26 protein-coding genes are annotated in these 26,011 nt (G+C 65.0%); 11 read left to right on the forward strand and 15 right to left on the reverse strand.

What is annotated here, in order from left to right; all coding sequences use genetic code 11:
- Nucleotides 1–19 precede the first annotated feature (19 nt).
- Genes CQ007_RS05835 through CQ007_RS05845 form a run of 3 tightly spaced genes read left to right on the forward strand, consistent with a single transcriptional unit; the run spans nt 20 to nt 2,498 of the window.
- Entirely contained in the window at nt 20–907 is an 888-nt protein-coding gene (locus tag CQ007_RS05835) for a lysophospholipid acyltransferase (protein WP_105644083.1), read from the forward strand.
- A 26-nt stretch (nt 908–933) separates the two neighbouring features.
- Nucleotides 934–1,197, forward strand: coding sequence for a PilZ domain-containing protein (locus CQ007_RS05840; protein WP_105644085.1), 264 nt, complete (start codon nt 934–936; stop codon nt 1,195–1,197).
- 47 nt (nt 1,198–1,244) lie between these two features.
- A complete protein-coding gene (locus tag CQ007_RS05845) occupies nt 1,245–2,498 on the forward strand; it encodes an OprD family porin (RefSeq protein WP_105644087.1) in 1,254 nt (417 codons plus the stop codon).
- Nucleotides 2,499–2,517: 19 nt separating this feature from the next.
- On the opposite strand, the gene CQ007_RS05850 is transcribed toward CQ007_RS05845, so the two are convergent.
- The 5 genes from CQ007_RS05850 to def form a co-directional block, all read right to left on the reverse strand.
- Entirely contained in the window at nt 2,518–3,966 is a 1,449-nt protein-coding gene (locus CQ007_RS05850) for a TrkH family potassium uptake protein (RefSeq protein ID WP_105644089.1), read from the reverse strand.
- 27 nt (nt 3,967–3,993) lie between these two features.
- Nucleotides 3,994–5,367 carry a Trk system potassium transporter TrkA gene (gene trkA, locus CQ007_RS05855; RefSeq protein WP_105644091.1) on the reverse strand — a complete coding sequence of 458 codons (1,374 nt, stop codon included), beginning with the start codon at nt 5,365–5,367 and terminating at the stop codon, nt 3,994–3,996.
- The gene (rsmB, locus tag CQ007_RS05860) at nt 5,364–6,698 is read right to left on the reverse strand and encodes a 16S rRNA (cytosine(967)-C(5))-methyltransferase RsmB (protein ID WP_105644093.1); all 1,335 of its coding nucleotides are present in this window, start codon (nt 6,696–6,698) and stop codon (nt 5,364–5,366) included. Before rsmB ends, trkA begins: the two co-directional genes overlap by 4 nt.
- The gene (gene fmt / locus CQ007_RS05865; protein WP_105644095.1) at nt 6,695–7,648 is read right to left on the reverse strand and encodes a methionyl-tRNA formyltransferase; all 954 of its coding nucleotides are present in this window, start codon (nt 7,646–7,648) and stop codon (nt 6,695–6,697) included. The genes rsmB and fmt overlap by 4 nt, the downstream gene beginning before the upstream one ends.
- 96 nt (nt 7,649–7,744) lie before the next feature.
- On the reverse strand, nt 7,745–8,257 hold the full coding sequence (gene def / locus CQ007_RS05870) for a peptide deformylase (RefSeq protein ID WP_105644097.1): 513 nt from the start codon (nt 8,255–8,257) through the stop codon (nt 7,745–7,747).
- A 135-nt stretch (nt 8,258–8,392) separates the two neighbouring features.
- Here def and CQ007_RS05875 point away from each other — a divergent pair, with 135 nt between their 5' ends.
- The 5 genes from CQ007_RS05875 (at nt 8,393) to aroE (ending at nt 12,980) form a co-directional block, all read left to right on the forward strand.
- The gene (locus CQ007_RS05875) at nt 8,393–9,418 is read left to right on the forward strand and encodes a LysM peptidoglycan-binding domain-containing protein (RefSeq protein WP_105644099.1); all 1,026 of its coding nucleotides are present in this window, start codon (nt 8,393–8,395) and stop codon (nt 9,416–9,418) included.
- Nucleotides 9,419–9,496: 78 nt separating this feature from the next.
- On the forward strand, nt 9,497–10,612 hold the full coding sequence (dprA, locus tag CQ007_RS05880) for a DNA-processing protein DprA (protein ID WP_105644101.1): 1,116 nt from the start codon (nt 9,497–9,499) through the stop codon (nt 10,610–10,612).
- A gap of 59 nt (nt 10,613–10,671) precedes the next feature.
- On the forward strand, nt 10,672–11,229 hold the full coding sequence (locus tag CQ007_RS05885) for an L-threonylcarbamoyladenylate synthase (RefSeq protein WP_105644103.1): 558 nt from the start codon (nt 10,672–10,674) through the stop codon (nt 11,227–11,229).
- 36 nt (nt 11,230–11,265) lie between these two features.
- Nucleotides 11,266–12,171 (forward strand): oxygen-dependent coproporphyrinogen oxidase, encoded by a 906-nt coding sequence (gene hemF / locus CQ007_RS05890; RefSeq protein ID WP_371919801.1) that lies wholly within the window; start codon nt 11,266–11,268, stop codon nt 12,169–12,171.
- The gene (aroE, locus tag CQ007_RS05895; RefSeq protein ID WP_105644105.1) at nt 12,171–12,980 is read left to right on the forward strand and encodes a shikimate dehydrogenase; all 810 of its coding nucleotides are present in this window, start codon (nt 12,171–12,173) and stop codon (nt 12,978–12,980) included. Before hemF ends, aroE begins: the two co-directional genes overlap by 1 nt.
- A gap of 66 nt (nt 12,981–13,046) precedes the next feature.
- On the opposite strand, the gene CQ007_RS05900 is transcribed toward aroE, so the two are convergent.
- From CQ007_RS05900 to trpB, 3 genes are read right to left on the reverse strand one after another with little or no spacing between them, the layout of a single operon-like run.
- Nucleotides 13,047–13,352, reverse strand: a complete 306-nt coding sequence (locus CQ007_RS05900) for a DUF2845 domain-containing protein (protein WP_105644107.1) — start codon at nt 13,350–13,352, stop codon at nt 13,047–13,049.
- A gap of 32 nt (nt 13,353–13,384) precedes the next feature.
- Nucleotides 13,385–14,176, reverse strand: coding sequence for a tryptophan synthase subunit alpha (gene trpA, locus CQ007_RS05905; protein ID WP_105644109.1), 792 nt, complete (start codon nt 14,174–14,176; stop codon nt 13,385–13,387).
- Nucleotides 14,173–15,387: a tryptophan synthase subunit beta gene (trpB, locus tag CQ007_RS05910; protein WP_105644111.1), complete on the reverse strand. Its 1,215-nt coding sequence runs from the start codon at nt 15,385–15,387 to the stop codon at nt 14,173–14,175. The genes trpA and trpB overlap by 4 nt, the downstream gene beginning before the upstream one ends.
- 97 nt (nt 15,388–15,484) lie before the next feature.
- On the opposite strand from trpB, the gene CQ007_RS05915 reads away from it, so the two are divergent.
- Nucleotides 15,485–16,366, forward strand: coding sequence for a LysR family transcriptional regulator (locus CQ007_RS05915; RefSeq protein WP_105644113.1), 882 nt, complete (start codon nt 15,485–15,487; stop codon nt 16,364–16,366).
- A 14-nt stretch (nt 16,367–16,380) separates the two neighbouring features.
- On the opposite strand, the gene CQ007_RS05920 is transcribed toward CQ007_RS05915, so the two are convergent.
- The gene (locus CQ007_RS05920; RefSeq protein WP_105644115.1) at nt 16,381–17,154 is read right to left on the reverse strand and encodes an SDR family NAD(P)-dependent oxidoreductase; all 774 of its coding nucleotides are present in this window, start codon (nt 17,152–17,154) and stop codon (nt 16,381–16,383) included.
- A 273-nt stretch (nt 17,155–17,427) separates the two neighbouring features.
- On the opposite strand from CQ007_RS05920, the gene CQ007_RS05925 reads away from it, so the two are divergent.
- Nucleotides 17,428–19,182 carry a SulP family inorganic anion transporter gene (locus tag CQ007_RS05925; protein WP_218278835.1) on the forward strand — a complete coding sequence of 585 codons (1,755 nt, stop codon included), beginning with the start codon at nt 17,428–17,430 and terminating at the stop codon, nt 19,180–19,182.
- Between the two features lie 96 nt (nt 19,183–19,278).
- Complete coding sequence (locus CQ007_RS05930; protein ID WP_105644117.1) at nt 19,279–19,749, forward strand: cytochrome c; 471 nt, start codon at nt 19,279–19,281, stop codon at nt 19,747–19,749.
- Between the two features lie 33 nt (nt 19,750–19,782).
- On the opposite strand, the gene CQ007_RS05935 is transcribed toward CQ007_RS05930, so the two are convergent.
- The 6 genes from CQ007_RS05935 to CQ007_RS05960 all read right to left on the reverse strand — a co-directional run bounded on the left by CQ007_RS05935 (nt 19,783) and on the right by CQ007_RS05960 (nt 25,918).
- Nucleotides 19,783–20,448, reverse strand: coding sequence for a cytochrome b/b6 domain-containing protein (locus CQ007_RS05935; protein WP_105644120.1), 666 nt, complete (start codon nt 20,446–20,448; stop codon nt 19,783–19,785).
- A gap of 124 nt (nt 20,449–20,572) precedes the next feature.
- Nucleotides 20,573–21,613: an AbrB family transcriptional regulator gene (locus CQ007_RS05940; RefSeq protein ID WP_105644122.1), complete on the reverse strand. Its 1,041-nt coding sequence runs from the start codon at nt 21,611–21,613 to the stop codon at nt 20,573–20,575.
- A complete protein-coding gene (locus tag CQ007_RS05945; protein WP_105644124.1) occupies nt 21,606–23,120 on the reverse strand; it encodes a tripartite tricarboxylate transporter permease in 1,515 nt (504 codons plus the stop codon). Before CQ007_RS05945 ends, CQ007_RS05940 begins: the two co-directional genes overlap by 8 nt.
- Before the next feature lies 1 nt (nt 23,121).
- Nucleotides 23,122–23,577: a tripartite tricarboxylate transporter TctB family protein gene (locus tag CQ007_RS05950; RefSeq protein ID WP_105644126.1), complete on the reverse strand. Its 456-nt coding sequence runs from the start codon at nt 23,575–23,577 to the stop codon at nt 23,122–23,124.
- Nucleotides 23,578–23,630: 53 nt separating this feature from the next.
- Nucleotides 23,631–24,611, reverse strand: a complete 981-nt coding sequence (locus CQ007_RS05955; RefSeq protein WP_105644128.1) for a tripartite tricarboxylate transporter substrate binding protein — start codon at nt 24,609–24,611, stop codon at nt 23,631–23,633.
- 47 nt (nt 24,612–24,658) lie between these two features.
- On the reverse strand, nt 24,659–25,918 hold the full coding sequence (locus tag CQ007_RS05960) for an OprD family porin (RefSeq protein ID WP_218278836.1): 1,260 nt from the start codon (nt 25,916–25,918) through the stop codon (nt 24,659–24,661).
- Nucleotides 25,919–26,011: the final 93 nt, after the last annotated feature.

The raw sequence follows: 26,011 nt of genomic DNA on the forward strand, positions 1-26,011 counted from the left end.
TCAGGTTGGAGAGTGGTGAGTGGAAAGGCTCAAGGGCGCGATTGTGGTGGGGTTTCTCAGGTTGTTTGCATTGTTGCCGTTCGGCATCGCGCAGCGCCTGGGCGCGGCTGTGGGCTGGCTGATGTGGAAGCTGCCGAACCGCTCGCGCGAGGTGGTGCGCATCAACTTCGACCATTGTTTTCCCGAGCTGTCCGCTGCCGAGCGGGAGCAACTGCTCGGCGAGACCCTGGTCAATATCGGCCGCAGTTTCGCCGAAAGCGCCTGTGCCTGGATGTGGAGCCCGCAGAAAACCGTGGGCCTGATCAAGGAAGTCGAGGGTGAACATCTGCTCGATGAGGCGCTGGCCGAGGGCAAGGGGCTGGTCGGCATCACCAGCCACCTGGGCAACTGGGAAGTGCTCAACCATTGGTATTGCCTGAAATGCTCGCCTATCATCTTCTATCGACCACCCAAGCAGAAGGCGGTGGATGAACTGTTGCAAAAACAGCGCACCCAGCTCGGTAACAAGGTCGCCGCTTCCACCCGCGAGGGCATCATCAGTGTGATGCGCGAGGTGCGCCGAGGCGGTGCCGTGGGCATCCCGGCGGACCCGGAGCCGGCGCTCAAGAGTGGTGTGTTCGTGCCTTTTTGCGGGGTGCAGGCGCTGACCAGCAAGTTCGTGCCCGGCCTGCTCAAGGGCGGTGCGGCCAACGGGGTGTTCCTGCACTGTGTGCGTCTGCCCGATCACAGCGGCTTCAAGGTCATCGTCGAGCGCGCGCCGCAGGCGCTGTACAGTACCGATGAGACCGAGGCGGTGGCGGCAATGAGCGCGACCATCGAGAGCTACGTACGGCGTTGGCCCAGCCAGTACATGTGGAGCATGAAGCGTTTCAAGAAACGCCCCGCTGGCGAGAAGAAGTGGTACTGAACCAGTACTGAAAAGGAGCGCAGCCCATGAGCAACAAGCGCCAGTATCCAAGGACGATGATGAAGTGCCGAATCCGTATCCGTCATGCGGATCTGGGTGACGTGTATGGCCAGACCCGTGACCTGTCCGATGGCGGCGTGTTCGTCGAGAATCCGCAACTGGCCGACCTGCCGCCAGGCACGGAGGTCAGTGGCCAGGTGCAGGACATGCCATTCGAAGCCCCGGTGCTGCGTATGGTGGTCCAGCGGGTCATTCCAGGCGAGGGGGCCGGGCTGGCTTTTCTCGACTAGGCTTCTGGGATCGGTGCTGCGTCGACTCACCCCACAGGAACGATCCAATGACCAGATCCGCCACCCCTGCGCGCCCGCTGGCGCTGCCGGTACTGTTCAGTGCCAGCCTGTTCGGCCTGCCGCTGTGTGTCCAGGCCGATGGCTTCATCGAGGATGCGCAGGCCAGCCTCCACCTGCGCAACTTCTACCTGCACCGGGACTTCGCCAATTCGGCCCATCCACAGAGCAAGGCCGAGGAATGGACCCAGAGCTTCATCCTCGATGCCCGCTCCGGTTATACCCGTGGCACGCTGGGCTTGGGAGTGGACGTGCTGGGACTGTATTCACGGAAGCTCGACGGCGGTCGCGGCACCACCAACACCAGTCTGCTGCCAGTGCATGATGGTGGGCATCCAGCGGATGACTTCGGCCGCCTGGGCGTGGCCGGCAAGGCGCGGCTCTCGCGCACCGAACTCAAGGCCGGCGAGTGGGTACCGGTGCTGCCGATCCTGCGCTCCGACGATGGCCGCTCGTTACCCCAGAGCTTCCAGGGCGCCCAGCTGACCTCCGAACAGATCGATGACCTGACGCTGTACGCCGGACAGTTTCGGGGCAACAGCCCGCGCAACGATGGCAGCATGGAAGACCTGATGTACGGCGGTGCCACCTCGGACCGTTTCAATTTCGCCGGCGGCGAGTACCGCTTCAATGCCGAGCGCAGTCTGGTCGGCCTATGGCATGCTCAGCTCAAGGATATCTACCGCCAGCAATACCTGCAGCTGCGCCACAGCCAGCCGCTCGGTGAGTGGCTGCTGACGGCCAACCTGGGGTATTTCCGCGGCAGCGAGGACGGTAGCGAGAAGGCCGGCAAGCTGGACAACCGCACCTGGTCGGCGTTGCTGTCGGCCAGTCGCAGCGGCCATACCCTGTATCTGGGATTGCAGAAGGTCAGCGGTGACAGCGACTGGATGCGGGTCAACGGCACCAGTGGTGGCACCCTGGCCAATGACAGCTATAACGCCAGTTTCGACCATGCCGGTGAACGTTCCTGGCAGCTGCGCTATGACTATGACTTCGTTGCGACCGGGGTGCCTGGCCTGAGCTTCATGAGCCGCTACATCAGCGGTGACCAGGTGGATACCGCGACCATCAGCGATGGCAATGAGTGGGTGCGTGAATCGGAACTGGCGTATACCGTGCAGAGCGGCATGTTTCGCAACCTGTCGCTGCGCTGGCGCAATTCCAGCATCCGCAGCGACTTCAGTACCAGCGAGTTCGACGAAAACCGGGTGATCCTCAATTACACCCTGTCGTTGCTCTGATACGGCGGCCAGGCGCTGCTTAGCGTCGCCAGAACATCGGCGTCAGTAGCACCAGCAGGGTGAACACTTCCAGCCGGCCGAGCAGCATGGCGAAGCTGAGAATCCATTTCACCGTAGCACTCAACTCGCCATAGTGCGCGGCCACATCGCCCAGCCCCGGGCCGAGGTTGTTCATGCAGGCGGTCAGCGCCGAGAAGGCGGTGACGAAGTCCAGTTCGGTGCCGAGCAGCAGCAGAAACAGCACGGCGAAGGTGAACACGTATACCGAGCAGAAGCCCCATACCGCCTCCACCACCCGGTCGCCCACCGGGCGGTTGCCCAGCTTGACCGGGAACACCCCATTGGTGTGCAGCAGGCGCTTGATCTCGCGTACCCCCTGCTTGAACACCAGCAGTACGCGAATCACCTTCATGCCGCCGCCGGTGGAGCCGGCGCAGGCGCCGGCGAAACTGGCATACAGCAGCATGAACGGCAGCACCGAGGGCCAGGCGGCGAAATCGGTCACGGTGAAGCCGGTGGTGGTGGCGATGGAAACGGTCTGGAAGGCGGCGAAGCGGATCGACGACGCTACATCGTAATACTGGTAGAAGATCAGCAGGCTGGCGCTGATGATGAACAGGCCGAGCAGAATCATCAGGTAGGTACGGCATTCCGGATCCTGCCAGTAGCTCTGGATCGAGCGGAACCGCCAGACGGTGAAATGCAGGGCGAAGTTGATCCCCGACAGCACCATGAACACCAGGCAGATCATCTCGATGGCCGGACTGTTGTAGTAACCGATGCTGGCATCGTGGGTGGAGAAGCCGCCGATGGCCACGGTGGAGAAGCTGTGGCCGACGGCATCGAACAGCGACATGCCGGCCAGCCAGTAGGCACTGGCGCAGGCCAGGGTCAGGCCACTGTAGATGAACCACAGCACCTTGGCGGTTTCGGCGATGCGCGGGGTCAGCTTGTTGTCCTTCAGCGGGCCGGGCATTTCCGCGCGGTACAGTTGCATGCCGCCGACCCCCAGCAAGGGCAAGATGGCCACCGCCAGCACGATGATGCCCATGCCGCCGAACCACTGCAGCTGCTGGCGATAGAACAGCAGCGAGCGCGGCAGTGTATCCAGCCCGGTGATCACCGTGGCACCGGTGGTGGTCAGCCCGGAGAAGGACTCGAACACCGCATCGGCCACCGTCAGGTCGGGCATGTCCAGCAGGTACAGCGGCACCGCACCGAACAGCCCCAGTACCAGCCAGAACAGTACCGTGATCAGGTAGCCATCGCGGGTGCGCAGCTCGTTGCGTCGCTTGCGTACCGGTAGCCAGACCAGGCAGCCGACGCTCAGGGTAATGGCGAAGCCGATCAGGAAGGCCTCGCGCGCATGCTCGCCGTAGTACAGGCCCACCGCCGCCGGCAGCAGCATGCTGGTGGAGAACAGCATCAGCAGGATGCCGATGATGCGCTGGATCTGGGAATACTGCATGCGCTGCGCTACCTGGCCGAGAAAGGGTTAGAGGAAGGTCAGCCCGACCTGGAATAACCGCTCGACATCGCGGATGTGCTTCTTGTCGATGACGAACAGGATCACATGGTCATCGGACTCGATCACGGTACTGTCATGAGCGATCAGCACTTGCTCATTGCGTACCACGGCGCCGATGGTGGTACCCGGCGGCAGCTTGATATCGCTGATCGCCTTGCCGACCACCTTGGAGGAACGCGCATCGCCGTGGGCGATCACCTCGATGGCCTCGGCGGCGCCCCGGCGCAGGGAATACACATTGACGATGTCGCCCCGGCGCACGTGGGCCAGCAGCGTGCCTATGGTGGCTTGCGACGGCGAGATGGCGATATCGATCTGCCCGCCCTGCACCAGATCGACATAGGCCGGGTTGTTGATCAGCGCCATTACCCGACGCGCTCCAAGCCGTTTGGCCAGCATCGACGACATGATGTTGGCCTCGTCATCGTTGGTCACGGCGATGAAGATATCGACCTCCTCGATATTCTCATCGACCAGCAGCTCACGGTCCGAGGCGCTGCCGTACAGCACGATGGCTTGGTCCAGATTCTGCGACAGGTAGTCGGCGCGGGCGCGGTTGTTCTCGATGATCTTCACCCGGTAGCGGGTCTCGATGGCTTCGGCCAGGCGCTCGCCGATATTGCCACCGCCGGCGATCATGATGGTCTTGTTGCGCTTTTCCACCCGGCGCAGCTCACTCATCACCGTGCGTATATCCTGCGAGGCGGCGATGAAGAACACCTCGTCATCCGCTTCGATGATGGTGTCACCCTGGGGTGTGATCGGCCGGTCGCGGCGGAAGATTGCCGCCACCCGGGTGTCCACGCTCGGCATGTGCTGGCGCAGGTAGCGCAGCTCCTGGCCGACCAGCGGGCCACCGTAATAGGCGCGTACTGCCACCAGCTGCACCTTGCCGCCAGCGAAGTCCAGTACCTGCAGCGCGCCGGGATGCTGGATCAGCCGCTTGATATAGGTGGTCACCGCCTGTTCCGGGCTGATCAGCACATCCACCGGAATGGCCTCGTTGCTGAACAGCTCACTGCGGATCAGATAGGCCGACTCGCGGATGCGGGCGATCTTGGTCGGGGTACGGAACAGGGTATAGGCCACCTGGCAGGCAACCATGTTGGTCTCGTCGCTGCTGGTCACCGCGATCAGCATGTCTGCGTCATCGGCGCCAGCCTGGCGCAGGATGGTCGGGTGTGAGCCGCGCCCCTGTACCGTGCGAATGTCCAGACGGTCACCCAGGGCGCGCAGGCGTACCGCATCGGTATCCACCACGGTGATGTCGTTGGCCTCGCTGGCCAGCTCGGCAGCCAGGCTGCCACCGACCTGCCCCGCGCCGAGAATGATGATCTTCATGGACTGGTCCTGTTGTCTCGCATCAGCGTGCCGTTATCCAGTTTCAGCAGCTTGGCCAGATAGAAACCGTCATGCCCGCCCGGCTGGGGCAGCAGTTGCCGACCGCAGGGCTGCTCCAGGCCGAAGCCGCCGCCAATGGGCAACTGGCGGGCACCGGACTGGCGGTCGAGGAAGGCCTCGATCACCTGGCTGTTTTCCTGCGGCAATACCGAGCAGGTGGCGTACACCAGGATGCCGCCGACCGCCAGTGTCTGCCACAACCGGTCAAGCAACTCGCCCTGCAGCGTGGCCAGCGCGGCGATATCCTCCGGCTGGCGGGTGAGCTTGATGTCCGGGTGCCGGCGAATCACCCCGGTGGCCGAGCAGGGCGCATCCAGCAGGATGCGCTGGAACGGCTGGCCATCCCACCAGGCTTCCAGGTCGCGGCCATCGGCGGCCTTGAGCGTGGCGCCCAGCCCCAGGCGCTGCAGGTTATCGCGCACCCGTTCCAGACGCGCCGGCTCCAGGTCCAGGGCCACCAGTTCACGCAGCTCGGGCTGCAGTTCGAGAATGTGGCAGGTCTTGCCGCCGGGGGCGCAGCAGGCATCCAGTACCCGCTGGCCGGGTTGGAGCTCGAGCAACGGCGCCGCCAGCTGTGCCGCTTCGTCCTGTACGCTGGCAGCGCCGTCGGCGAAGCCGGGCAATTGCTGTACATCGCAGGGCTGGGCCAGGGTCACGCCGTCGGCGCTGAACGGGCAGGCCAGAGCTTCCATCCCGGCCGCCTGCAACCGCGCCAGATAGGCGTCACGGTTGCCCTGGCGGCGGTTGACCCGCAGGGTCATCGGCGGATGCAGGTTGTTCGCGGCGCACAGCGTTTCCCAGTGCGCCGGCCAGGCCTGCTTCAGGCTCTTCTGCAGCCAGCGCGGATGCGCCACCCGGATCACCGGGTCATGTTCCAGCTCGGCCAGCAGCTCGGCGCCTTCGCGCTGCACCCGACGCAGCACCGCGTTGAGCATGCCCTTGGCCCAGGCCTTCTTCATGCTGACCGCGACAGCGACCGTCTCGCCAATCGCCGCATGCGCGGGAACGCGGGTGTACAGCAGTTGGTAGATGCCAACCAGCAACAGCGCCTGCAGGTCGCGGTCGGCCGCCTTGAGGGGCTTTTGCAGCAGATGGTCGGCCAGTCCCTGCAGGCGTGGAAACCACCGTGCGGTACCCAGGGCCAGCTCGCGGGTCAGCGCCTGGTCCCGCGCGGCGACATGCGCCAGTTGCGGCGGCAGACTGCTGCCCAGCGAGGCCTTGCCAGCGATGACGGCGGCCAGCGCATTGGCTGCGGCCAGGCGCGGGCTCATTGGCCGTTCGCCAGCGACTGACCGGGGATGAACTGGTCGCGGCGGGCGTTATACAGATCGGTGAACGCCAGCGGCTTGCCGCCGGGCAGTTGCAGCCGGGTCAGGCGCAGTGCCTGCTCGCCACAGGCCACCAGCAGACCCTGCTTGCTGCAATCGAGGATTTCGCCGGGCTGGCCCTGGCCGGCTTCGACCTCGGCGGTCCAGACCTTGAGCGGCTGGTCCTGCCAGCGGGCATGGGCCAGCGGCCAGGGATTGAACGCGCGGATCATGTACGCCAGTTGTACTGCCGGGCGTGACCAGTCGATCCGCGCATCGGTCTTGCCCAGCTTGTGTGCATAGGTGGCCAGGCTGTCGTCCTGCACCTCGCCCTGCAGGGTGCCGGCGGCCAGCCCGTCGATGGCTTCGAGCACCGCCGGCGGGCCCAGCTCGGCGAGCCGGTCATGCAGGCTGCCGCCGGTATCCCCGGCGCTGATCGGGGTGTGGCTCTTGAGCAGCATCGGGCCGGTATCCAGTCCGGCTTCCATGCGCATCACGGTGACACCGGTTTCGCTGTCGCCGGCTTCGATGGCGCGCTGGATCGGCGCCGCACCGCGCCAGCGCGGCAGCAGCGAGGCATGGCTGTTGATGCAACCCAGGCGCGGGATGTCCAGCACCGCCTGCGGCAGGATCAGCCCGTAGGCGACCACCACCAGCAGGTCCGGCTGCAGCGCCGCCAGCTCGGCCTGGGCCTCGGTGGCGCGCAGGGTCTGCGGCTGGTATACCGGCAGGTCATGCTGCAGGGCCAGTTGCTTGACCGCACTCGGGGTCAGCTTGTGGCCGCGCCCGGCGGGCCGGTCCGGCTGGCTGTACACCGCGACGATATTCAAGCCGGCATGCAACAGCGCCTGCAGGTGCGCGGCGGCAAATTCCGGGGTACCGGCGAAAACGATGCGTAGATCAGAGCTGTTCATGCAATGCTGCCTTGTCGGCTCGGCAAGCGCCTGCCGAGGTGTCGTCCGGGTAAAGAAAAAGGCTTGCCGCAGCAAGCCTTCGGGTCTGGCACAGGCTCAGGCGTTGGCCTGCGCCTTGTGGAGCTTTTCCAGCTTCTTGCGGATGCGGTCACGCTTGAGGTTGGACAGGTAATCCACGAACAGCTTGCCGTTCAGGTGGTCGCACTCATGCTGGATGCATACCGCCAGCAGGCCCTCGCAGATCATCTCGAAGGCTTCGCCATCGCGGCCCAGGGCATTGACCCGGACCCGCTCGGGGCGGGTGACCGTCTCATAGAAGCCGGGCACCGAGAGACAGCCTTCCTGCATTTCTTCGAGATCCTCGGTCAGCGTTTCCAGCTCTGGGTTGATGAACACCAGCGGCTGGTCGTGCTCTTCCGACAGGTCGATGACGATGACGCGTTCATGCACGTTGACCTGGGTCGCCGCCAGGCCGATCCCGGGTGCGTCATACATGGTCTCGAACATGTCATCGACCAGTTGCCGGATGCGTTCATCCACCACTTCCACCGGCTTGGCGATGGTACGCAGCCGCGGATCGGGAAATTCTAGAATATTCAATATGGCCATGTCGGTTTGTGATGCACTTGTAGAACTGATCTGTAAGGTGCTGCTAATATGCGAGCAGCTTGGAAGTATAGCTGGTCCGCACGCCGGAGGGTGTGGGACCTGGGTGCTGGCCTCTATAATAAAGGGATTCGTGTCATGAGGAAAACATTACTCGGCCTGGTACTGCTCTCGGTGAGCATTCTGGTACAGGCACAGGAGTCGGTGTTCAGGGAAAACCACCCGCAACGTTACGAAGTAGTCAAGGGCGATACCCTGTGGGGAATTGCCGGTCGTTTCCTCACCCTGCCCTGGAAATGGCCGGAAATCTGGCACGCCAACCCGCAGATCAACAACCCCCATCTGATCTACCCTGGCGACGTCATCTCGCTGGTCTACATTGACGGCCAGCCACGCCTGACGGTCAACCGCGGCCAGGGTGGCACCATCAAGTTGTCACCCAGCGTACGCAGCACCCCCATGGCTGAAGCCATCCCCACCATCCCGCTGGAGGCGATCAACGCCTTCCTGAATGCCGGTCGCATCATGGAAGACGAGTCGGAACTGGAAGCGGCGCCCTATGTCATCGGTGGCGAAGCGGAAAGCGTGGTAGCCGGTGCCGGTAACCGCGTGTATGCCCGCGGCGAGGTGAATGACGACGTCCCGGCCTATGGCCTGTACCGCCGCGGCAAGGCCTATAGCGACCCGCAGAACGGTGATTTCCTCGGTATCCATGCCCAGGAAATCGGCAACGCCGAGGTGCTGGCCACCGAGCGCGACATCACCACGCTGATGGTCAGCCGCAGCCGCCAGGAAGTACGCATCGGTGATCGCCTGCTGGAAACCGAAGAGCGCGCCGTCGCCTCGACCTTCTTCCCCAGCGATCCGCAGGACGAGATCGAAGGCCTGATCCTGGATGTTCCCAATGGCGTGACCCAGATCGGCCAGTACGATGTGGTCATCCTGAACAAGGGGGCGCGCGACAATCTGGAGGAAGGCAACGTCCTGGCCATCTACAAGACCGGTGAAACCGTCCGCGACCGCATCCAGAACGAGCGCGTGCAGTTGCCCGATGAACGTGCCGGCCTGCTGATGGTATTCCGGGTCTATGAGCGCATGAGTTACGGCATCGTGCTCAATGCCCAGCGCCAGCTGGCGATCCTGGACAAGGTCCGCAATCCCTGATGATCGGCGGCGCCACCCGGGGTGGCGCCGCTGTGCTGTTCTCGCTTTTCCTCCCCGTTGTTGCCGAGCCCCTGATCCATGTCCTTCGACCCGAGCGACCGCCGGCAGGCCTGGCTGGCTCTGAGCCTGCTCGACGGGCTGGGCCCGGCCGCGCGCCGGCAACTGCTTGAGCTGGTAGCCGACCCGCCGGCGTTGCTGCACGCCGATCTGCTGACGCTTGGCAGCCTGGGGCTGCCTGCGCGCCTGCAGCACAGCATCCTGCAATGCCGGGGCGACAGCCGGGTGCTGCAGGGCATCGAGCAGAGCCTGACCTGGCTGGAGCAGCCGGGCTGCCATCTGCTGACCCTCGACAGTCCTGACTATCCTCCGCTGCTGCGGGAAATCAGCGACCCGCCACTGGCGCTGTTCGTGCGCGGCGATCCGGCGCTGCTGGTCGATCCGCAGATCGCCATGGTCGGCACCCGTCATCCCGGCCCGCATGGCGCGGCCACCGCCCGCGCCTTTGCCCGCAGCTTCGCGGAAAATGGCCTGACGGTGACCAGCGGCATGGCACTGGGTATCGACGGCGCCTGCCATCAGGGCGCGCTGGATGGCGGCGGGCAGACCATCGCCGTGTGGGGTACCGGGCTGGATAATTGCTATCCGCGCCGGCACCGCCGGCTGGCCGACAGCATAGTGGCTGCGGGCGGAGCGCTGGTCTCCGAGCAGTTGCCGCACACCAGCCCCCACGCCGGGTTGTTCCCGCTGCGCAACCGCATCATCAGCGGCCTGAGTCTGGGCACCCTGGTGGTCGAGGCCAGTCTCAACAGCGGCTCGCTGATCACCGCCCGGCTGGCCATGGAGCAGGACCGCGAGGTGTTTGCCATGCCTGGCTCGATCCACAACCCGCAGGCCCGCGGCTGCCATCGCCTGCTGCGCGATGGCGCCACCCTGGTGGAGACCGTGCAGGATGTATTTCAGGTCCTGCAGCTGCCCCTGCAGGCGGCTCTGGCGGCAAGCGGGCCAGCTGCGGTCACCCGCCAGGTCAGTCACCCGCTGTGGCGCTGGCTCGGTCACGATCCGGTCACCGCCGACTGGCTGGCCTGTCACAGTGAGCTGCCGATCCACCAGGTGCTGCAGGGGCTGATGGAGCTCGAACTGGACGGCCACGTGCAGCACACCGCGCAGGGATATTGCCGCACCGGTGATCTCTGACCTTGAGCCGGAAGGCTGGCTCGGCTAATGTCGCTTCTCGAAAATCAAAGGGGCGCAATATGCTGGCAGGCTGGCGGTTGGGGCAGATACGAAGGGTGCTGCAGTCCGGGGGCGTGATCGCCTACCCGACCGAGGCGGTATGGGGGTTGGGCTGCAATCCATGGCAGGCCGCAGCGGTAGAGCGGGTGTTGTGGCTCAAGCAGCGCCCGGTGGAAAAGGGCCTGATCCTGATCGCCGGTGACATGCAGCAATTCGACTTCCTGCTCTGGGACCTGCCCCGCAGCCAACTGGCCAAGCTGCAGCTGTCCTGGCCGGGGCCCAATACCTGGCTGGTTTCGCACCAGGGCCGGCTGCCACCGTGGGTCACCGGTGATCACGCCACCGTGGCCCTGCGTGTCAGCGATCATCCGCTGGTGCGCCAACTGTGTGCCGCCTGTGGGCCATTGATCTCGACCTCGGCCAACCCGGCGGGGCGTCCGCCGGCGCGTTCGCGGCTGCGCGTGGAACAGTATTTCCATGGCGAGCTGGATGATGTGGTGCCCGGCGTTTTGGGTCTGCAGCGCAATCCCAGTATGATCAGAGACCTGCAAACCGATTCCGTCATTCGTCCCGCCTGAGAGGTACCCGTGAAATCCATCCCCGACGCCAACGACATCACCGCCGTCAAGGACTATCTGATGAGCCTGCAGGATCGTATCTGCGCGGCTCTGGCGCTGGCCGACGGCGGCGCGACCTTCAGCGAGGATGACTGGCAGCGGCCGGGCGGCGGCGGTGGCCGTTCGCGGATCATCGAGCAGGGGGCGTTGCTGGAAAAGGGCGGTGTCGGCTTCTCCCATGTGTATGGCGACGGCATGCCGCCCTCGGCTACCGCCCATCGACCGGAGCTGGCCGGGCGCGGCTTTCAGGCCTTGGGTGTGTCGCTGGTGATGCACCCGGACAATCCCCATGTGCCGACTTCCCACGCCAACGTGCGCTTCTTCGTTGCCGAGAAGGAGGGTGCCGATCCGGTCTGGTGGTTCGGTGGCGGTTTCGACCTGACGCCCTACTATGCCACCGAGGAAGACTGCATCCACTGGCACCGGGTGGCTCGGGACGCCTGCGCGCCCTTTGGCGAGGAGGTCTATCCGCGCTACAAGCAGTGGTGCGACGAGTATTTCTACCTCAAGCATCGCCAGGAAGCGCGGGGGATCGGCGGGCTGTTCTTCGATGACCTGAACGAGTGGGGCTTCGAGCGCTGCTTCGCCTTCATGCGCGCCATTGGCGATGCCTATCTGGAGGCCTATCTGCCGATCATCGAACGCCGCCGACACACAGCCTGGACCGAACAGCAGAAGGCCTTCCAGGAATATCGCCGGGGGCGTTACGTGGAATTCAATCTGGTCTGGGACCGCGGCACCCTGTTCGGCCTGCAGTCCGGCGGGCGTACCGAGTCCATCCTCATGTCCCTGCCGCCGACCGTGCGCTGGGGCTACAACTGGCAGCCGGAGCCCGACACGGCCGAAGCGCGCTTGGTCGACGAGTTCCTGCCGCCGCGTGACTGGTTGAAGGAGGTCGACTGATGGACCGTTATGCCGTGATCGGCAATCCGATCGGCCACAGCAAATCCCCGCTGATCCACGGCATGTTCGCCCGGCAGACCGGCGAGCAACTGAGCTACCAGGCGCTGCTGGCACCGCTGGATGACTTTGCCGGCACCCTGCGCGAGTTCCTGCACCAGGGTGGGCGGGGCGTCAACGTCACCGTACCCTTCAAGGAGCAGGCCTGGGCACTGGTCGACAACCACACGCCCGCCGCAGCGCTGGCCGGGGCGGTGAATACCATCCAGCGCCTGGACGATGGCCGCCTGCTGGGCGACAACACCGATGGCAGAGGCCTGGTACGGGATATCCAACACAACGCCGGGCTGGCGCTGGCCGGCAAGCGCATTCTGCTGATCGGTGCCGGTGGCGCGGCGCGGGGGGTGATCCAGCCATTGCTGCAGGCGCATCCGGCGCAGTTGTGCGTGGTCAACCGCACGGTGGAGAAGGCCGAACAGTTGGCCATGCTGTTCAAGGATCAGGGGCCGATCAGCGCCGCCGGCTTCGAATGGATCGAGGAGTCGGTGGATCTGATCATCAACGCCACCTCGGCCAGCCTCGACGGTCAGCTGCCGCCGATCTCGCCGAGTCTGATCCGCCCTGGCCACACCTGGTGCTACGACATGATGTACGCCAGCGAGGCCACGGTGTTCAACCGCTGGGCGGCGCAGCAGGGCGCGGCGCGCTGCATCGACGGGCTGGGCATGCTGGTGGAACAGGCGGCGGAAGCCTTCCTGCTCTGGCGCGGGGTACGCCCGGATACGACGCCGGTGCTGGCAGCGCTGCGCTGACGTGGTTGCACGGTGGGCCGGGTTTCATCCCGGCGACCTGGGTTAGCGGCCAGCACTGCCACTGACTCAATACCGACGGGCGCGGATTTCCACCAGTCGGCCATCGAGAAAGCGCAAATAGCGGTACATGCCATTGTCTGGCCCGTAGCGCCATTGTTCCACGGCGACCGCGCCGCGGATCAAATAGCCATGTTCATCCACCGGTTCCTCGAGCGAGCGCTGCTGTGGCTCGCCGCAGTACTTCAACACGTCCTCCAGCAACGCCCCGGTATCAATCAGTTCTGTGCCGCAGCGCATCGAGGCCTGGGCTGGGCCGAGCAGGCCGGCAGCCAGCCCCAGAATGGCGCACCATCCGAGCAGAGATAGTTTCATGAGTGCCCTCCTGGCATCCGACTCCCCTCAACCTAGCGGATTTTCAGCGCTGCTGCCAGCTCACGGACCAAGCCCAGCGCCGGTTCCACGCCCTGCTCCGCCAGCTTTTCCACCAGCGCCGATCCCACCACCACGCCGGCGGCATCCCGGCCCAGCGCCGCAGCCTGGGCGGGTGTGCGCACACCAAAGCCGACGCACACCGGCAGGCTGGTGTGTTCACGGATGCGCGCCAGCGCTGTGCTGACCTGTTGATTGTCCGCGGCGCCGATACCGGTGACGCCATTGTGGGAAACGTAGTAGAGGAAACCACCGGCACCATCCAGTACCGCCGGCAGGCGCTCGGCATCGGTGGTGGGGGTCGCCATGCGGATGATGTGCATCCCCAGCGCCCGGGCACCGGGGCCGAGTTCATCATCGTGTTCGGCGGGCAGATCGACGATCAGCAGCGCATCCACGCCGGCATCGTTGGCATCGCGGATGAAGGCACCGGGGCCATAGTGATGGATGGGGTTGTAGTAGCCCATCAGCACCAGCGGCGTGGTGTGATCCTCGGTGCGGAACTGGCGCACCATGTCCAGCGTCTTGCGCAGCGTCTGGCCCGTCTGCAATGCCCGCAGGGCCGCGGCCTGGATGGTCGGGCCATCGGCCATGGGGTCGCTGAAGGGCATGCCCAGTTCGATGATGTCGGTACCGGCCGCCGGCAGCTGTTTCAGCAGCGCCAGGCTGGTGTCGTGATCCGGATCGCCGGCGCAGATATAGGTCACCAGCGCGGCCCGGCCGCTCCGGTTCAATTCGGTGAAACGCTGGTGCATGCGGCAGCTCATGCCTGTTCCTCCATAAGACGCAACACGGTGGGCATGTCCTTGTCGCCGCGGCCGGACAGGCAGACCACCATCAGGTGCTCTGGCGGCAGCTGCGGCGCGCGCCTGGCCACTTCGGCCAGGGCGTGGGCGGTTTCCAGGGCGGGGATGATGCCCTCCTGGCGGCAGCAGACATGGAAGGCTGCCAGCGCTTGCCGATCATCGATGGCGGCGTATTCGACCCGGCCCTGCTCATGCAGCCAGGCGTGTTCCGGTCCGATCCCCGGGTAGTCGAGGCCGGCGGATACCGAATGTGCGTCGCTGATCTGACCGTCGTCATCCTGCAGCAGATAGGTGCGATTGCCATGCAGCACGCCGGGCGAGCCGCCCTGCAGGCTGGCGGCATGCTTGCCGCTATGCAGGCCTTCGCCCGCCGCCTCGACGCCGATCATCTGCACCCCGGCATCATCCAGAAACGCATGGAACAGCCCCATGGCATTGGAGCCGCCGCCGATGCAGGCCACCAGGCTGTCCGGCAATCGCCCTTCGCGCACCAGCATCTGTTCCCGGGTTTCGCGACCGATCACCGCCTGGAATTCGCGCACCATGCTCGGATAGGGATGCGGACCGGCGACGGTACCGATCAGGTAGAAGGTGTTGTCGATATGGGTCACCCAGTCGCGCAGGGCCTCGTTCATCGCATCCTTGAGGGTGCCGGTACCGCTGGTGACCGGCACGATGCGGGCACCGAGCAGGCGCATCCGCGCCACGTTGTCATGCTGGCGCTGGATATCGGTGGCGCCCATGTAGACCACGCACTCCAGGCCGAAACGCGCGGCCACGGTGGCGGTGGCCACACCGTGCATGCCGGCACCGGTTTCGGCGATGATCCGGGTCTTGCCCATGCGCCGCGCCAGCAGGATCTGGCCGATGCAGTTGTTGATCTTGTGCGCGCCGGTGTGGTTCAGCTCTTCACGCTTGAAGTAGATACGCGCGCCGCCGTACAGCTCGGTCAGACGCTCGGCGAAATACAGTGGGCTGGGCCGGCCGACGAACTCGGCCTGAAAGCGATCCAGTTCGGCGAGAAAGCCGGGCTCCGCCATGGCGGCATTGAACTGGCGTTCCAGTTCGAGGATCAGTGGCATCAGGGATTCGGCGACGAAGCGTCCGCCGAACTGGCCGAAATGACCCCTGGCATCGGCGCCCTGGCTGTAGTGGGTGGTGGAATGGTGCATGGGCATGACCTCCTGTGTAGGCCATTACGATAGGACGGGCACCGGCCAATAAAAATCGATAAGATGTGTTGCATATGTGAGAAAAGGTAACCATTCCATGGGCCGTGAACTGCCATCATTGAACGCTTTACGTGCCTTTGACGTGGCCGCACGCCTGGAAAGTGTGAGTAAAGCAGCGGATGAGCTGCACGTGACCCATGGTGCGGTCAGTCGTCAGCTGCGCAGCCTGGAGGAAGAGCTGGGGGTGGCGCTGTTTGCCAAGGCCGGACGCGGCATCCAGCTCACTACCGCCGGGCGGCAGCTGCGTGACGCCAGCCGCGAGGCTTTCGATACCCTGCGCGAGGCCTGTGCCCGCATCAGCCAGGATGAGACGCGGGCGCCCTTTCTGCTGGCCTGTCCCGGCAGCCTGCTGGCGCGCTGGTTCATCCCGCGGCTGGACCGGCTGAATCGGCAGCTGCCGGAACTGAACCTGCACCTGTCGGCCAGCGAAGGTGAACTCGATCCGCGCCGGCCGGGCACCAGCGCCACGCTGCTGTTCGCCGAACCGCCGTGGCCGGCGGACATGCAGGTGTATCCGCTGTTGCGTGAATCGATCGGCCCGGTATTCAGCCCGCGCTATGCGCGGGCCGCGGCCCTGCTGGAGCAACCGCCTGCGGTGCTGCAGGAGGAAGCCCTGCTGCACACCCTGTCACGTCCGCGGGCCTGGTCGGATTGGGCCAAGGCCAATGCGTTGGATACGCACAGCCTGCAGCGGGGCCAGGATTTCGAGCACCTGTATTATCTGCTGGAGGCGGCCCTGTCCGGACTGGGCGTGGCCATCGCGCCACGCCTGCTGGTCGCCGATGATATCGCCGCAGGCCGGCTGCTGGCCCCCTGGGGCTTTGTGGATACCCCCAGCCAGTTGGCGCTGTGGGTACCCGAGCGCCAACCCCAGGACAAGGCCCGGCGGTTGGCGGAGTGGCTGCGGTCCCAGCTGTAGGACGCCGGGTGCACTCAGAGACTGTTGTTCAGGTGCCCGCCATCCACATTGATGATGGAGCCGGTAATAAACGAGCCGGCTTCACTGGCCAGCAGCAACAGGGCGCCATCCAACTCCTCCAGACGCCCGAGGCGGCGCATCGGCACCTTGCTGCGGATGTATTCCTGGCCCTTGGCGGTGTCGAAGTAGTCACCGTTCATCTCGGTGCGGAAGTAGCCGGGAGCGATGGCGTTGACGCGGATGTCGTTGCGCGCCAGCTCCATGGCCATGGCCTTGGTCAGTTGCACCACGCCGGCCTTGGCCACCGCATAGTGGCTGAGCGCGGTACCGACGCGCAGACCGAGGATGGAGGCGATATTGACCACGCAACCACCCTGCCCGGCCTTGGCCATGGCCAGACTGGCGCGGTGGGCGACGCGCCAGGCACCGTCCAGGTTGGTATCGATCATGCTGCGCCAGTTGCCCTCGGTCATGTTCAGGAACATCACCGGATCGCCGATACCGGCATTGTTGACCAGGATGTCCACCAGCCCCCACTGCTGCTCCGCCTGATCGAAGGCACGGCCGACGCTGTCGGCGTCGGTCACGTCCATCGGCAGGGCGATTGCTTGCTTGCCCTGTTCCTGCAGCTCGTCGACCAGCGCCTGCAACCGCTCGATGCGCCGGGCGGTGACCACCACCCGTGCACCGGCCCCGGCCAGCACCTTCGCAAAGTGCGCGCCGAGGCCACTGGAGGCACCGGTTACCAGGGCGGTCTTGCCGGTCAGATCAAAGCGTTGCTGGTTCATGCCATTCTCCATCCATCGGTTGTTTTCCCCGAGTATCGGCGATCCGCCGCCCGGGCTCCAGTGTGCTGGCCGCACTGAATATCGGCCGATCAGTCTGTCAGCACCTGGCGCTGCCGGCCGCACCCGGTGCGTCGCCGGGTGGCTGGCGCTACACTGTGCTCAGTTGCGCCGCGCGGACGGCGTCGTTTCCTGTACAGCTTGGGGGGATTTCTGCGTGGGGCATCGGCTATGGAGCGATAGGCAACGGCGGGTCAGGCACGGGCGGGTAGTCGATTGACACGCGATAATCCCCGTCTGCAACCGCCCGGTGGCGAGGAACTGCTGGCCTGGCTGCGTCACTACCGGTTGGCCTGGCTCAGCGGCGACCTGGTGGCAGGTGTGGTCACCGCGGTCATGATCATTCCGCAGAGCATGGCCTACGCCATGCTGGCCGGCTTGCCAGTGCAGATCGGCCTGTATGCCAGCCTGCTGCCGTTGCTCGGTTATGCCCTGTTCGGTACCAGCATGAGCATGTCGGTCGGCCCGGTGGCGGTCACCGCCTTGATGACCGCCGCGCTGTTGGCACCGCTGGCGACCATCGGCAGCGAGCACTATCTGCAGTTGGCGATCTGGCTGGCGCTGCTGTCGGGGATCCTGCTGTTCATTCTCGGTCTGCTGCGCATGGGCTTTCTGGCCAACTTTCTCAGCCACCCGGTGATCAGTGGCTTCATCAGTGGCGCATCCATTCTCATCGTACTCAGCCAGTTGCCACACCTGCTCGGTCTGGCCAGCCTGCCGAATTCCCCGACCGAGTTGCTGGCGGCCTGGCAGCCGGTCAATAGTCTGGTGCTGGGCATGGGGCTGCTGGCCCTGGCCGGGCTGCTGTATGCCCGCAGCCTGCTGGCCGGGCACCTGCAACGCCTGGGCCTGAGCGCCTCCGCTGCGCGGCTGCTGGCGCGGTTGGCACCGATCCTGGTGGTGCTGATCGGGCTGCTGGTGACCATCGGCTGGGATCTGGGCGCGCGGGGCGTGCCGGTGGTTGGCAGCCTGCCGGCGGGTCTGCCATCGCTGGTATGGTCCACTCCGGATATGTCCACCCTGCGTGCGCTGTTGCTGCCGGCGGCGCTGATCAGCCTGGTCAGCTTCGTCGAGAGTGTCTCCATCGCCCAGTCACTGGCGCGGCGCAAGCGTCAGAGCATCGACCCGGACCGCGAGCTGCTGGCATTGGGCACGGCCAACGTCGGCTCGGCGCTGACCGGCGGCTTTGCCGTATGCGGTGGGTTCTCCCGCTCCGGGGTCAACGTCGAGGCCGGCGCCAACACACCGCTGGCGGGTATCGTCTCGGCACTGGTGATCGGCCTGATGCTGCTGACCATCGCGCCGCTGTTCGCCTGGTTGCCGCTGGTGGTGCTGGCGGTGGTGATCCTGGTGGCGGTGGCGCCACTGATCGATATTGCCAGCCTGCGACGCGCCTGGCGCTACGACCGGCGCGAGGGGCTGACACTGGTCTGTACCGCCGCCGGGGTACTGTTGCTGGGGGTCGAGGGCGGTATCGTGCTCGGTGTGGGCCTGTCGATCGTCACCCAGCTGTGGCGCGGCAGCCGGCCACATGTGGCGGTGGTCGGGCGGGTGCCGGGCACCCACTATTTCCGCAATACCCAGCGCCACCTGGTGGAAACCGAGCCGCAGCTGCTGGCCATCCGCATCGACGAGAACATCTTCTTCGCCAACACCAAGGCTATCGAGCGGGCGATCCTGCAGGCCCTGCGCGACTACCCGGATACCCGCGAGTTGCTGCTGATCCTGTCGGCGGTCAACCATATCGACAGTACCGGCCTGGACATGCTGTCCGAGTTGAGCGAGGGGTTGCGGGAGAAGGACATCAATATCCACCTGGCCGAGGTCAAGGGGCCGGTGATGGATCAACTGGAAGACACCGACTGGATCGAGCAGCAGGTCTCCGAGGTATTCCCCAGCACGCATATCGCCTTCAACACCCTCAGCGAGGTGAAGCGGCCGAGTACCGAACCGCCGCCGCAAACAGCTTGATACTATTGGCCACTGGTATTTTCTCCTGTCCGCCGTTATACAACGGGGCGGCAGCCTGGGGCTGCCCGAATATCTACAGACAAGGAGTATTACGTGATGAAATCCGTGCTAGCCGGTGCGCTGAGTGCCGCAGTGCTGAGCCTCAGCCTATCCGCCCAGGCCGAGGTGGTGTCCCCGGAAGATCAGATCAAGCTGCGCCAGGCCGGCTACAGCTACATGTCCTGGAACATGGGCAAGATCAAGGCCCAGGTGATCGACCAGAGCGTGGCCTACAACCAGGCCCAGGTCGCGGCGGCGGCCAATACCCTGGCCGCCATCGCCAATTCCGGCATGGGTGCGCTGTATGGACCGGGCACCGACAAGCAGGTCGGCTCCCAGGCTACCCGGGTCAAGCCGGAGATGTTCGACAATTTCGATGACGTGGCAAACATTTCCGCGCGTCTGAATGAAACCACCGGCAACCTGGCCAGTGCCGCCGCCAGCGGCGATCAGGCGGCGATTCGCGTTGCCTTCGGTGAAGTGGGCCAGACCTGCAAGTCCTGCCACGACAAGTATCGCCAGAAGTAAGCCGTCAACTGTGCGGGCGCTGCCCGCACAGACTCACCAGGCAGGTGCCGGCGCTGGGGGTGGTGTCGGAATCCAGCCGCCGTTGGCCAGCCATACCACGGCCAGTGCGATCAGCACGGCGACGACAAACGCCAGCACGCCTCCGCCCCGCGGCGCCGGTGCCGCATTATCCACCTCTACCTTGCCATGGATCATCGGTCCGACAAGACGCTTGCCGCGCAGCCGGTAGGCGATGATCGCCAGTATGTGCAGGCCGACCAGCAGGTACAGCCACAGTTCGGTCTGCCGATGCCAACTGCTCAGGGTGCTGACCGTGCTCGAGGAAACAGCGCGGGTCAGCGGCCCGCTGAAGGCGATCTCGTCACTGGCGAACAGGCCACTGACGGCCTGGAAGGCGAACAGCCCGAGCAGGGCATACACTGACAGTGCCCCGAGCGGATTGTGTCCCAACCCCTGCCACTGGCCCCGGCAGTAACGGCCGATGGCCGCCGGGGTGGGAAAGAAGCTGGCAAAGCGCGAATGGGTCGAGCCGAGCACGCCCCAGGCCAGCCGGAAGGCGATCAGCCCGACCACCGCCAGGCCGAAGCGGCCATGGCAGTCGATCCAGCTGGCGCCCAGGTTGATGGTCAGCAGGGCGCCGGCGACACACAGCACCAGCAGCCAGTGAAACAATCGCAGGGGCAGATCCCAGACAGTCATCCGCACGGCAACAGCGCTCCTTGTGAAAGATGGGGCGACAAGGCTAAACGCTGGATAGCGAGCCGGGCAAGGGGCTGAAAGTCGCAGTTACAAAGCCTCTGCCCGGTGTGGACGGGCATGACACTCAGGATTCCTGACACAGGGGTTGCCGGCGCTGCCACAGGCGAAACAGCGGCTCGGCGAGAAACATCACCAGAAACAGCCGTGCCACCTGCAAGGCAGTGACCAGTGCCACCGACAGCTGCAGCGCCTCGGCGGTCAGGCACAGCTCGGTGATACCGCCAGGCATCATGCCCAGCATCAGGCCGGCCGCTTCCAGCTGGGTGGCCTGGCCGAGCAGCCAGGCAGTGCCGGCGGCGATCAGCATGGCGCACAGGCTGAACAGCAGCACGCGCAGCAGGAAGGCCGGTGCGCTGCGGAAGAAGCTGCGGTCGAAATGGCAACCCAGGGCGCTGCCGATCAGCCATTGGCCGATGGCACTGGCGGCAGGCGGCAGTGCCACTTCCAGATCGAACAGCACGCTGGCGCTGGCGCAGCACAGCAGCGGGCCGAGCATCCACGGGTTGGGCTGCCCCAGGCGCCGCCACAGCAGCGCCGCCAGCAATCCCAGTGGCATCAGTACCAGCAGCCAGTTCCAGTCGCTGGCAACCACTGCCGGGGCCTCTGTGGGCGGCAGGCTCCAGGTGAAGATGGCCGGGATGGTCAGCACCACCAGCAGTACCCGCAGGCTATGGGCGGCGGCCACCCGCGCGGGGTTGGCGCCATGGCGCAGCCCGAATGACACCATCTCGCTGGCGCCGCCGGGCATGCTGGCGAAGAACGCGGTGGGTCGATCCACGCCATGGCGGCGTAGCAGCATGATACCCGGCAGGCTGAGCAGGCAGGTGAGCAGGGCGCCGAGCAGGATCAGCCAGAGATGCCCGAGCATCTGCTCGAATACCGGGGCGGTGAAGTGCAGGCCGATGGCGCTGGCGACCAGCCACTGGCCGGCCCGGCGACCGCCAGGCAGTTCATTGACCAGCCAGCCGCTGCAGCGCACCAGGATGACGGCCAGCAGCGAGCCGGTTATCCAGGGAAGGGGGAGATGGATCAGGCTGGCAAGCCAGCCGCCGAGCAGCCCCGCGAGCGGGGCTGCCAGGTACTTCAGGGGATTGCCCTCAGGCATCGGGCTGGAGTGCAGGAGCACGCTTGCGGGCGCGCCAGGCACGCCAGAACGGCAGGGCCACGATGAAGGCCACCAGCGCCCACAGGGTCATGCTGATCGGACTGCCCCACAGCACACTGAGGTCGCCGTTGGAGATCGACAGCGCACGGCGCAGGTTGCTTTCCATCAGCCCGCCGAGGATGAAGCCCAGCAGTACCCCGGATAGCGGGAAGTCCAGCTTGCGCAGGATGTAGCCGAACACACCGATGCCGATCATCAGGAACAGGTCGAAGGTGGTGGCATGTACCGCATACACACCGATCGAGGTGATGATGGCGATCGCCGGGACCAGCGTCCAGTTCGGCACTTCGAGGACGCGGGTGAACACCTTGATCATCGGTACGTTCATCACGATCAGGATGACGTTGGCGATGAACAGCGAGGCGATCAGGCCCCACACCAGGTCCGGCTGGTTCTGGAACAGCAGCGGGCCGGGAGTGATGTTGTACAGGGTCAATGCACCCATCATCACCGCAGTGGTACCGGAGCCGGGTACGCCCAGGGTCAGCATCGGCACCATGGAACCGCAGGCCGAGGCACTGTTGGCGGTTTCCGGAGCGGCCAGACCGCGCAGGTCACCGTTACCGAAGCGGTTATCCTTGCTCGCCAGGCGCTTTTCGGTCATGTAGGCCATGGCGCTGGCCAGCGTCGCACCGGCCCCCGGCAGGATACCGAAGACGAAGCCCAGCACACCGCTGCGCAGGTTGGTGGCGAACACCGAGGCGCCTTCCTTCGCGTTGAACAGCATGCGCCCGCTGGCCTTGATCGCCTTCTGGCCATGGTGGGTGCGTTCCAGCAGGGTTAGGATCTCGCTGATGCTGAACAGCCCCAGTACCAGCACCACGAACTGGATGCCGTCGGACAGCCCCAGGCTACCGAAGGTGAAGCGGTACACGCCGCTGTTGGCGTCGATGCCGACGCACGACAGCATCAACCCGATGAGTACTGCCACCGCGGTCTTTACCGGTTTGTCACCAGCCATGCCGGCCAGGCAGGCGGTGGCGAACACCATCAGCATGAAATACTCGGCGGGGCCGAAGGATACCGCCCAGGTGGCCAGCAACGGAGCGAAGATCACTACCCCGACGGTGGCGATGAAGCCGCCGATGAACGAGCTCCAGGCGGAGATCGACAGGGCGATACCGGCCTTGCCCTGGCGCGCCAGCGGATAGCCGTCCAGGGTGGTCATGACGGCGGAGGCTTCGCCGGGAATGTTCAGCAGGATCGAGGAGATCCGGCCGCCATACTCGCAGCCCAGGTACACCGCTGCGAGCAGGATCAGTGCGGTTTCCGGCGGCAGGCCGAGGGCAAAGGCCACCGGAATCAGCAGCGCCACGCCATTGATCGGACCCAGCCCCGGCAGCAGGCCGACGATGGTACCTATGGTGGTGCCGGCCAGGGCGGTCAGCAGGTTGTTCGGGCTCAGGGCGACACCGAAGCCCTGTCCCAGATAGTGCAGCGTATCCATATCAGTTCTCCAGGGCGGCCAGCACACCGAGCGGCAGCGGCACATCCAGAATGCGATCGAAGAGGAAGTACAGGCCCAGCCCCAACACTACTGCGACCACGATGGCCTGCAGGTTGCGGCCACCGAACAGGCGGCACATGCCATAGGCGAAGGCGATGCTGCTCAGCACGAAGCCCAGGCGTTCGAACAGGGCTGCCAGTGCCAGCAGCAGCGCCAGGCACAACAGCAGCTTGGGTATCATGATCGGCGGCAGCGGCGCCTCCGCCGAGTCGCCACCTTCCAGCGCCGGCTTGATGAACAGCAGCAGTGCACCGGCGGCCATCAGGCCCAGCAGCAGCAGCGGGTAGGCACGCGGGCCGACCGGTTCGTAGGAGAAGGGTGCTTCCAGCCCCCAGGCCATCCAGCCGAGCACGACACAGGCCACCAGCAGAAAGCCGGTAAACAGACGTTGGTACATAACGGGAATCCTCACGCAGGCGGGCCGGCAGGACGCCAGCCCGCGCCAACCGATCAGCGGGTCAGACCGAACTCGGCAGCCAGTGCCTTGTAGTCGTTGACCTGTTGTTTCACATAGGCGTCCAGCTCGTCACCGCTCATGGCGAAGGGATACAACTCGCGGCTTTCGCGCAGCTCGGCGAACTCCTCGGAGGCCATCATCTTGTCGAAGACGTCTTTCCACCAGGCGAATTTCTCGTCGCTCACCTTCGGCCCCATGTAGAAACCGCGGATCACCGGCCAGGTAACGTCATAGCCCTGTTCCTTGGCGGTGGGGATCTGTTCGCTGAGCTCACCCGGCAGGCGCTCCTCGGCCATCACCGCGAGAAGGCGAATATCACCGCTTTCGATATGCGGCATGGAGTCGGAAATGTCGGTGCTGGCCACATGGATATGCCCGCCGAGCAGTGAGGTCACCAGCTCGCCACCGCCTTCCATCGCGACATAGCGCAGCTTGCGCGGATCGACACCGGCAGCGCGGGCGATCAATGCAGTCTGCATCCAGTCCTGGCTGCCGACGGTGCCGCCGGAACCGATGACCACCTTGCCCGGGTCGGCCTTGAGCGCAGCGGCCAGGTCATCCAGGGTCTTGAACTCCGAGTCGGCACGCACGGCAATGGCGCCATAGCTGGTACCGAAGGCAGCCAGCCACTTCACCGCGCTTTCGTCGTAACGACCGAACTTGCCCTGTGCCAGGTTCAACAGCGAGCCACTGGAGAAGGCGGTAATGGTGCCTTCCTCGGCGGCGCGTTGGGCGACCACCGCGTTATAGGCCACCGCGCCGATGCCGCCGGGCATGTAGGTCACCCGCATGGGTTTGCTGATGTATTTGCCGTCCAGCAGTGCGCTCTGCGCCAGCTTGCAGGTCAGGTCGAAGCCACCGCCCGGCGAGGCCGGAGCGATACATTCCGGGCGCCGTGGCTCATCGGCCATGGCAGGGGCCGCCAGACCCAGGCAGGCCACGGCGAGCAGTACTGTGCGCAGAGATGTTTTCATGTCGCAGTTCCTCTTCGGAGGTTATCAGAATAGCAATCAGGCTAGGTTCAGCGGATCGGCAGCGTATAGCTGACGATCAGCCGGTTTTCATCCAGGTCGCGGGCATAGCTGGAGCGATAGGTCGCATTACGCCAGCGCAGCCCGACATTTTTCAGCGCACCGCTCTGCACAATGTATTGCAGCTCGATATTGCGCTCCCAGTCCTTGCCCTGCCCACCGGCGGCGAGCTTGGCCTGGTCTCCGCTGGTATAGCGGGTCATGAACGTCAGACCGGGGATGTCCAGCCTGGCGAAGTCATAGTCGTAACGCAGCTGCCAGGAACGCTGGCCGGCTTCGGCAAAATCATTGACCTGCACGAAGTTGACCAGGTTGGGGTTGCTGCCATCGATGTACGGAAAGGCATTGTCCCCGCGCATCTTCTGCAACGACAGGGCAAGCTTGTGCCCCGCCTGGCCGTAACCCAGCACACCCTGCCAGGCCTGGTTGTCGATGCTGCCGGCGCGCGCAGCGCCCTGCTCATCGGACAGTGCCAGGCGCAGCTCGGCGCTCAAGCTGCCGGGGCCGAACGCCCGGCGGTGCGTCAGAGCCATGACGTGTTGGCGGTAGATGTCATCCAGTTGTGCCAGGTGATAACTGCCCGCCAGGCTGGGAGTGAACTGGTAGTCCGCCCCCACCCATTGAAAATGATCAGCAGTCACGCCGGCGAAGCGGCTGTTCTTGCTGTTGAGTGCGATATCCTCGGTATTCGAGGATTCGCGCAGTCTGGTCCTGGTCAGCCGCCCCAGCGACAGACCCAGGTTCTCCATCTCGCCGATCTCCAGCATGCCGCCCTGGAAGGTCTGTGGCAGGATGCGACTGTTGTTCGGCTTCAGGGTTGGCAACGAGGGCATCAGGTGGCCGACGCGCAACTGCGACTGCGACATACGCACCTTGGCGGTCAGCCCCAGCTTGCTGTATTCATCGGCCGCGCGACCGTCATCGTGGGTTGGCAGCAGGCCGGTGCCGGTGCGGTCCGGGCTGGAGTCCAGCTTGACGCCCAGCAGTCCCTGGGCATCCAGGCCGAAGCCGATCGGGCCGCGGGTATAGCCCGACTGCAGGTTGAGCAGAAAGCCCTGGGCCCATTCGTCGCGCTTGGACTGGCCGGTGCCCTCGCGAAAGTCGCGGTTGTAATAGATGTTGCGCATTTCCAGACTGGCCTTGCTGCCGGCCAGGAAGCCGTCGGCGGACTGGGCCTGCGCCAGCGGCAGGCAGAGCAGCAGTGTCAAAGGGGCAGCACGTAACATCAGGGTTGTGGAACTGACTGGCATCAGCTTCTCCATTGTTCTTGTTGTACGGAGCGCTGTGCGCTCTCTCTGAATCGGGTGGTATTCGGTGTAAGGTTCCGCAGCCTAATGTGGAAA

The organism is Pseudomonas sp. MYb185, assembly GCF_002979975.1.
Lineage (GTDB): Bacteria > Pseudomonadota > Gammaproteobacteria > Pseudomonadales > Pseudomonadaceae > Halopseudomonas.

Bases quoted from the DNA above. Each gene is read 5' to 3' on its own strand.
- CQ007_RS05935 (WP_105644120.1), bottom strand. From the start codon at position 20,448: ATGACTGTCTGGGATCTGCCCCTGCGATTGTTTCACTGGCTGCTGGTG.
- CQ007_RS05950 (WP_105644126.1), bottom strand. From the start codon at position 23,577: ATGTACCAACGTCTGTTTACCGGCTTTCTGCTGGTGGCCTGTGTCGTG.
- CQ007_RS05945 (WP_105644124.1), bottom strand. From the start codon at position 23,120: ATGGATACGCTGCACTATCTGGGACAGGGCTTCGGTGTCGCCCTGAGC.
- CQ007_RS05875 (WP_105644099.1), top strand. From the start codon at position 8,393: ATGAGGAAAACATTACTCGGCCTGGTACTGCTCTCGGTGAGCATTCTG.
- CQ007_RS05915 (WP_105644113.1), top strand. From the start codon at position 15,485: ATGGGCCGTGAACTGCCATCATTGAACGCTTTACGTGCCTTTGACGTG.
- CQ007_RS05840 (WP_105644085.1), top strand. From the start codon at position 934: ATGAGCAACAAGCGCCAGTATCCAAGGACGATGATGAAGTGCCGAATC.
- def (WP_105644097.1), bottom strand. From the start codon at position 8,257: ATGGCCATATTGAATATTCTAGAATTTCCCGATCCGCGGCTGCGTACC.
- trpA (WP_105644109.1), bottom strand. From the start codon at position 14,176: ATGAGCTGCCGCATGCACCAGCGTTTCACCGAATTGAACCGGAGCGGC.
- CQ007_RS05885 (WP_105644103.1), top strand. From the start codon at position 10,672: ATGCTGGCAGGCTGGCGGTTGGGGCAGATACGAAGGGTGCTGCAGTCC.
- CQ007_RS05850 (WP_105644089.1), bottom strand. From the start codon at position 3,966: ATGCAGTATTCCCAGATCCAGCGCATCATCGGCATCCTGCTGATGCTG.
- CQ007_RS05900 (WP_105644107.1), bottom strand. From the start codon at position 13,352: ATGAAACTATCTCTGCTCGGATGGTGCGCCATTCTGGGGCTGGCTGCC.
- trkA (WP_105644091.1), bottom strand. From the start codon at position 5,367: ATGAAGATCATCATTCTCGGCGCGGGGCAGGTCGGTGGCAGCCTGGCT.
- CQ007_RS05960 (WP_218278836.1), bottom strand. From the start codon at position 25,918: ATGCCAGTCAGTTCCACAACCCTGATGTTACGTGCTGCCCCTTTGACA.
- rsmB (WP_105644093.1), bottom strand. From the start codon at position 6,698: ATGAGCCCGCGCCTGGCCGCAGCCAATGCGCTGGCCGCCGTCATCGCT.
- CQ007_RS05955 (WP_105644128.1), bottom strand. From the start codon at position 24,611: ATGAAAACATCTCTGCGCACAGTACTGCTCGCCGTGGCCTGCCTGGGT.
- CQ007_RS05940 (WP_105644122.1), bottom strand. From the start codon at position 21,613: ATGCCTGAGGGCAATCCCCTGAAGTACCTGGCAGCCCCGCTCGCGGGG.
- CQ007_RS05845 (WP_105644087.1), top strand. From the start codon at position 1,245: ATGACCAGATCCGCCACCCCTGCGCGCCCGCTGGCGCTGCCGGTACTG.
- dprA (WP_105644101.1), top strand. From the start codon at position 9,497: ATGTCCTTCGACCCGAGCGACCGCCGGCAGGCCTGGCTGGCTCTGAGC.
- aroE (WP_105644105.1), top strand. From the start codon at position 12,171: ATGGACCGTTATGCCGTGATCGGCAATCCGATCGGCCACAGCAAATCC.
- CQ007_RS05930 (WP_105644117.1), top strand. From the start codon at position 19,279: ATGAAATCCGTGCTAGCCGGTGCGCTGAGTGCCGCAGTGCTGAGCCTC.
- trpB (WP_105644111.1), bottom strand. From the start codon at position 15,387: ATGCACCATTCCACCACCCACTACAGCCAGGGCGCCGATGCCAGGGGT.
- CQ007_RS05920 (WP_105644115.1), bottom strand. From the start codon at position 17,154: ATGAACCAGCAACGCTTTGATCTGACCGGCAAGACCGCCCTGGTAACC.
- fmt (WP_105644095.1), bottom strand. From the start codon at position 7,648: ATGAACAGCTCTGATCTACGCATCGTTTTCGCCGGTACCCCGGAATTT.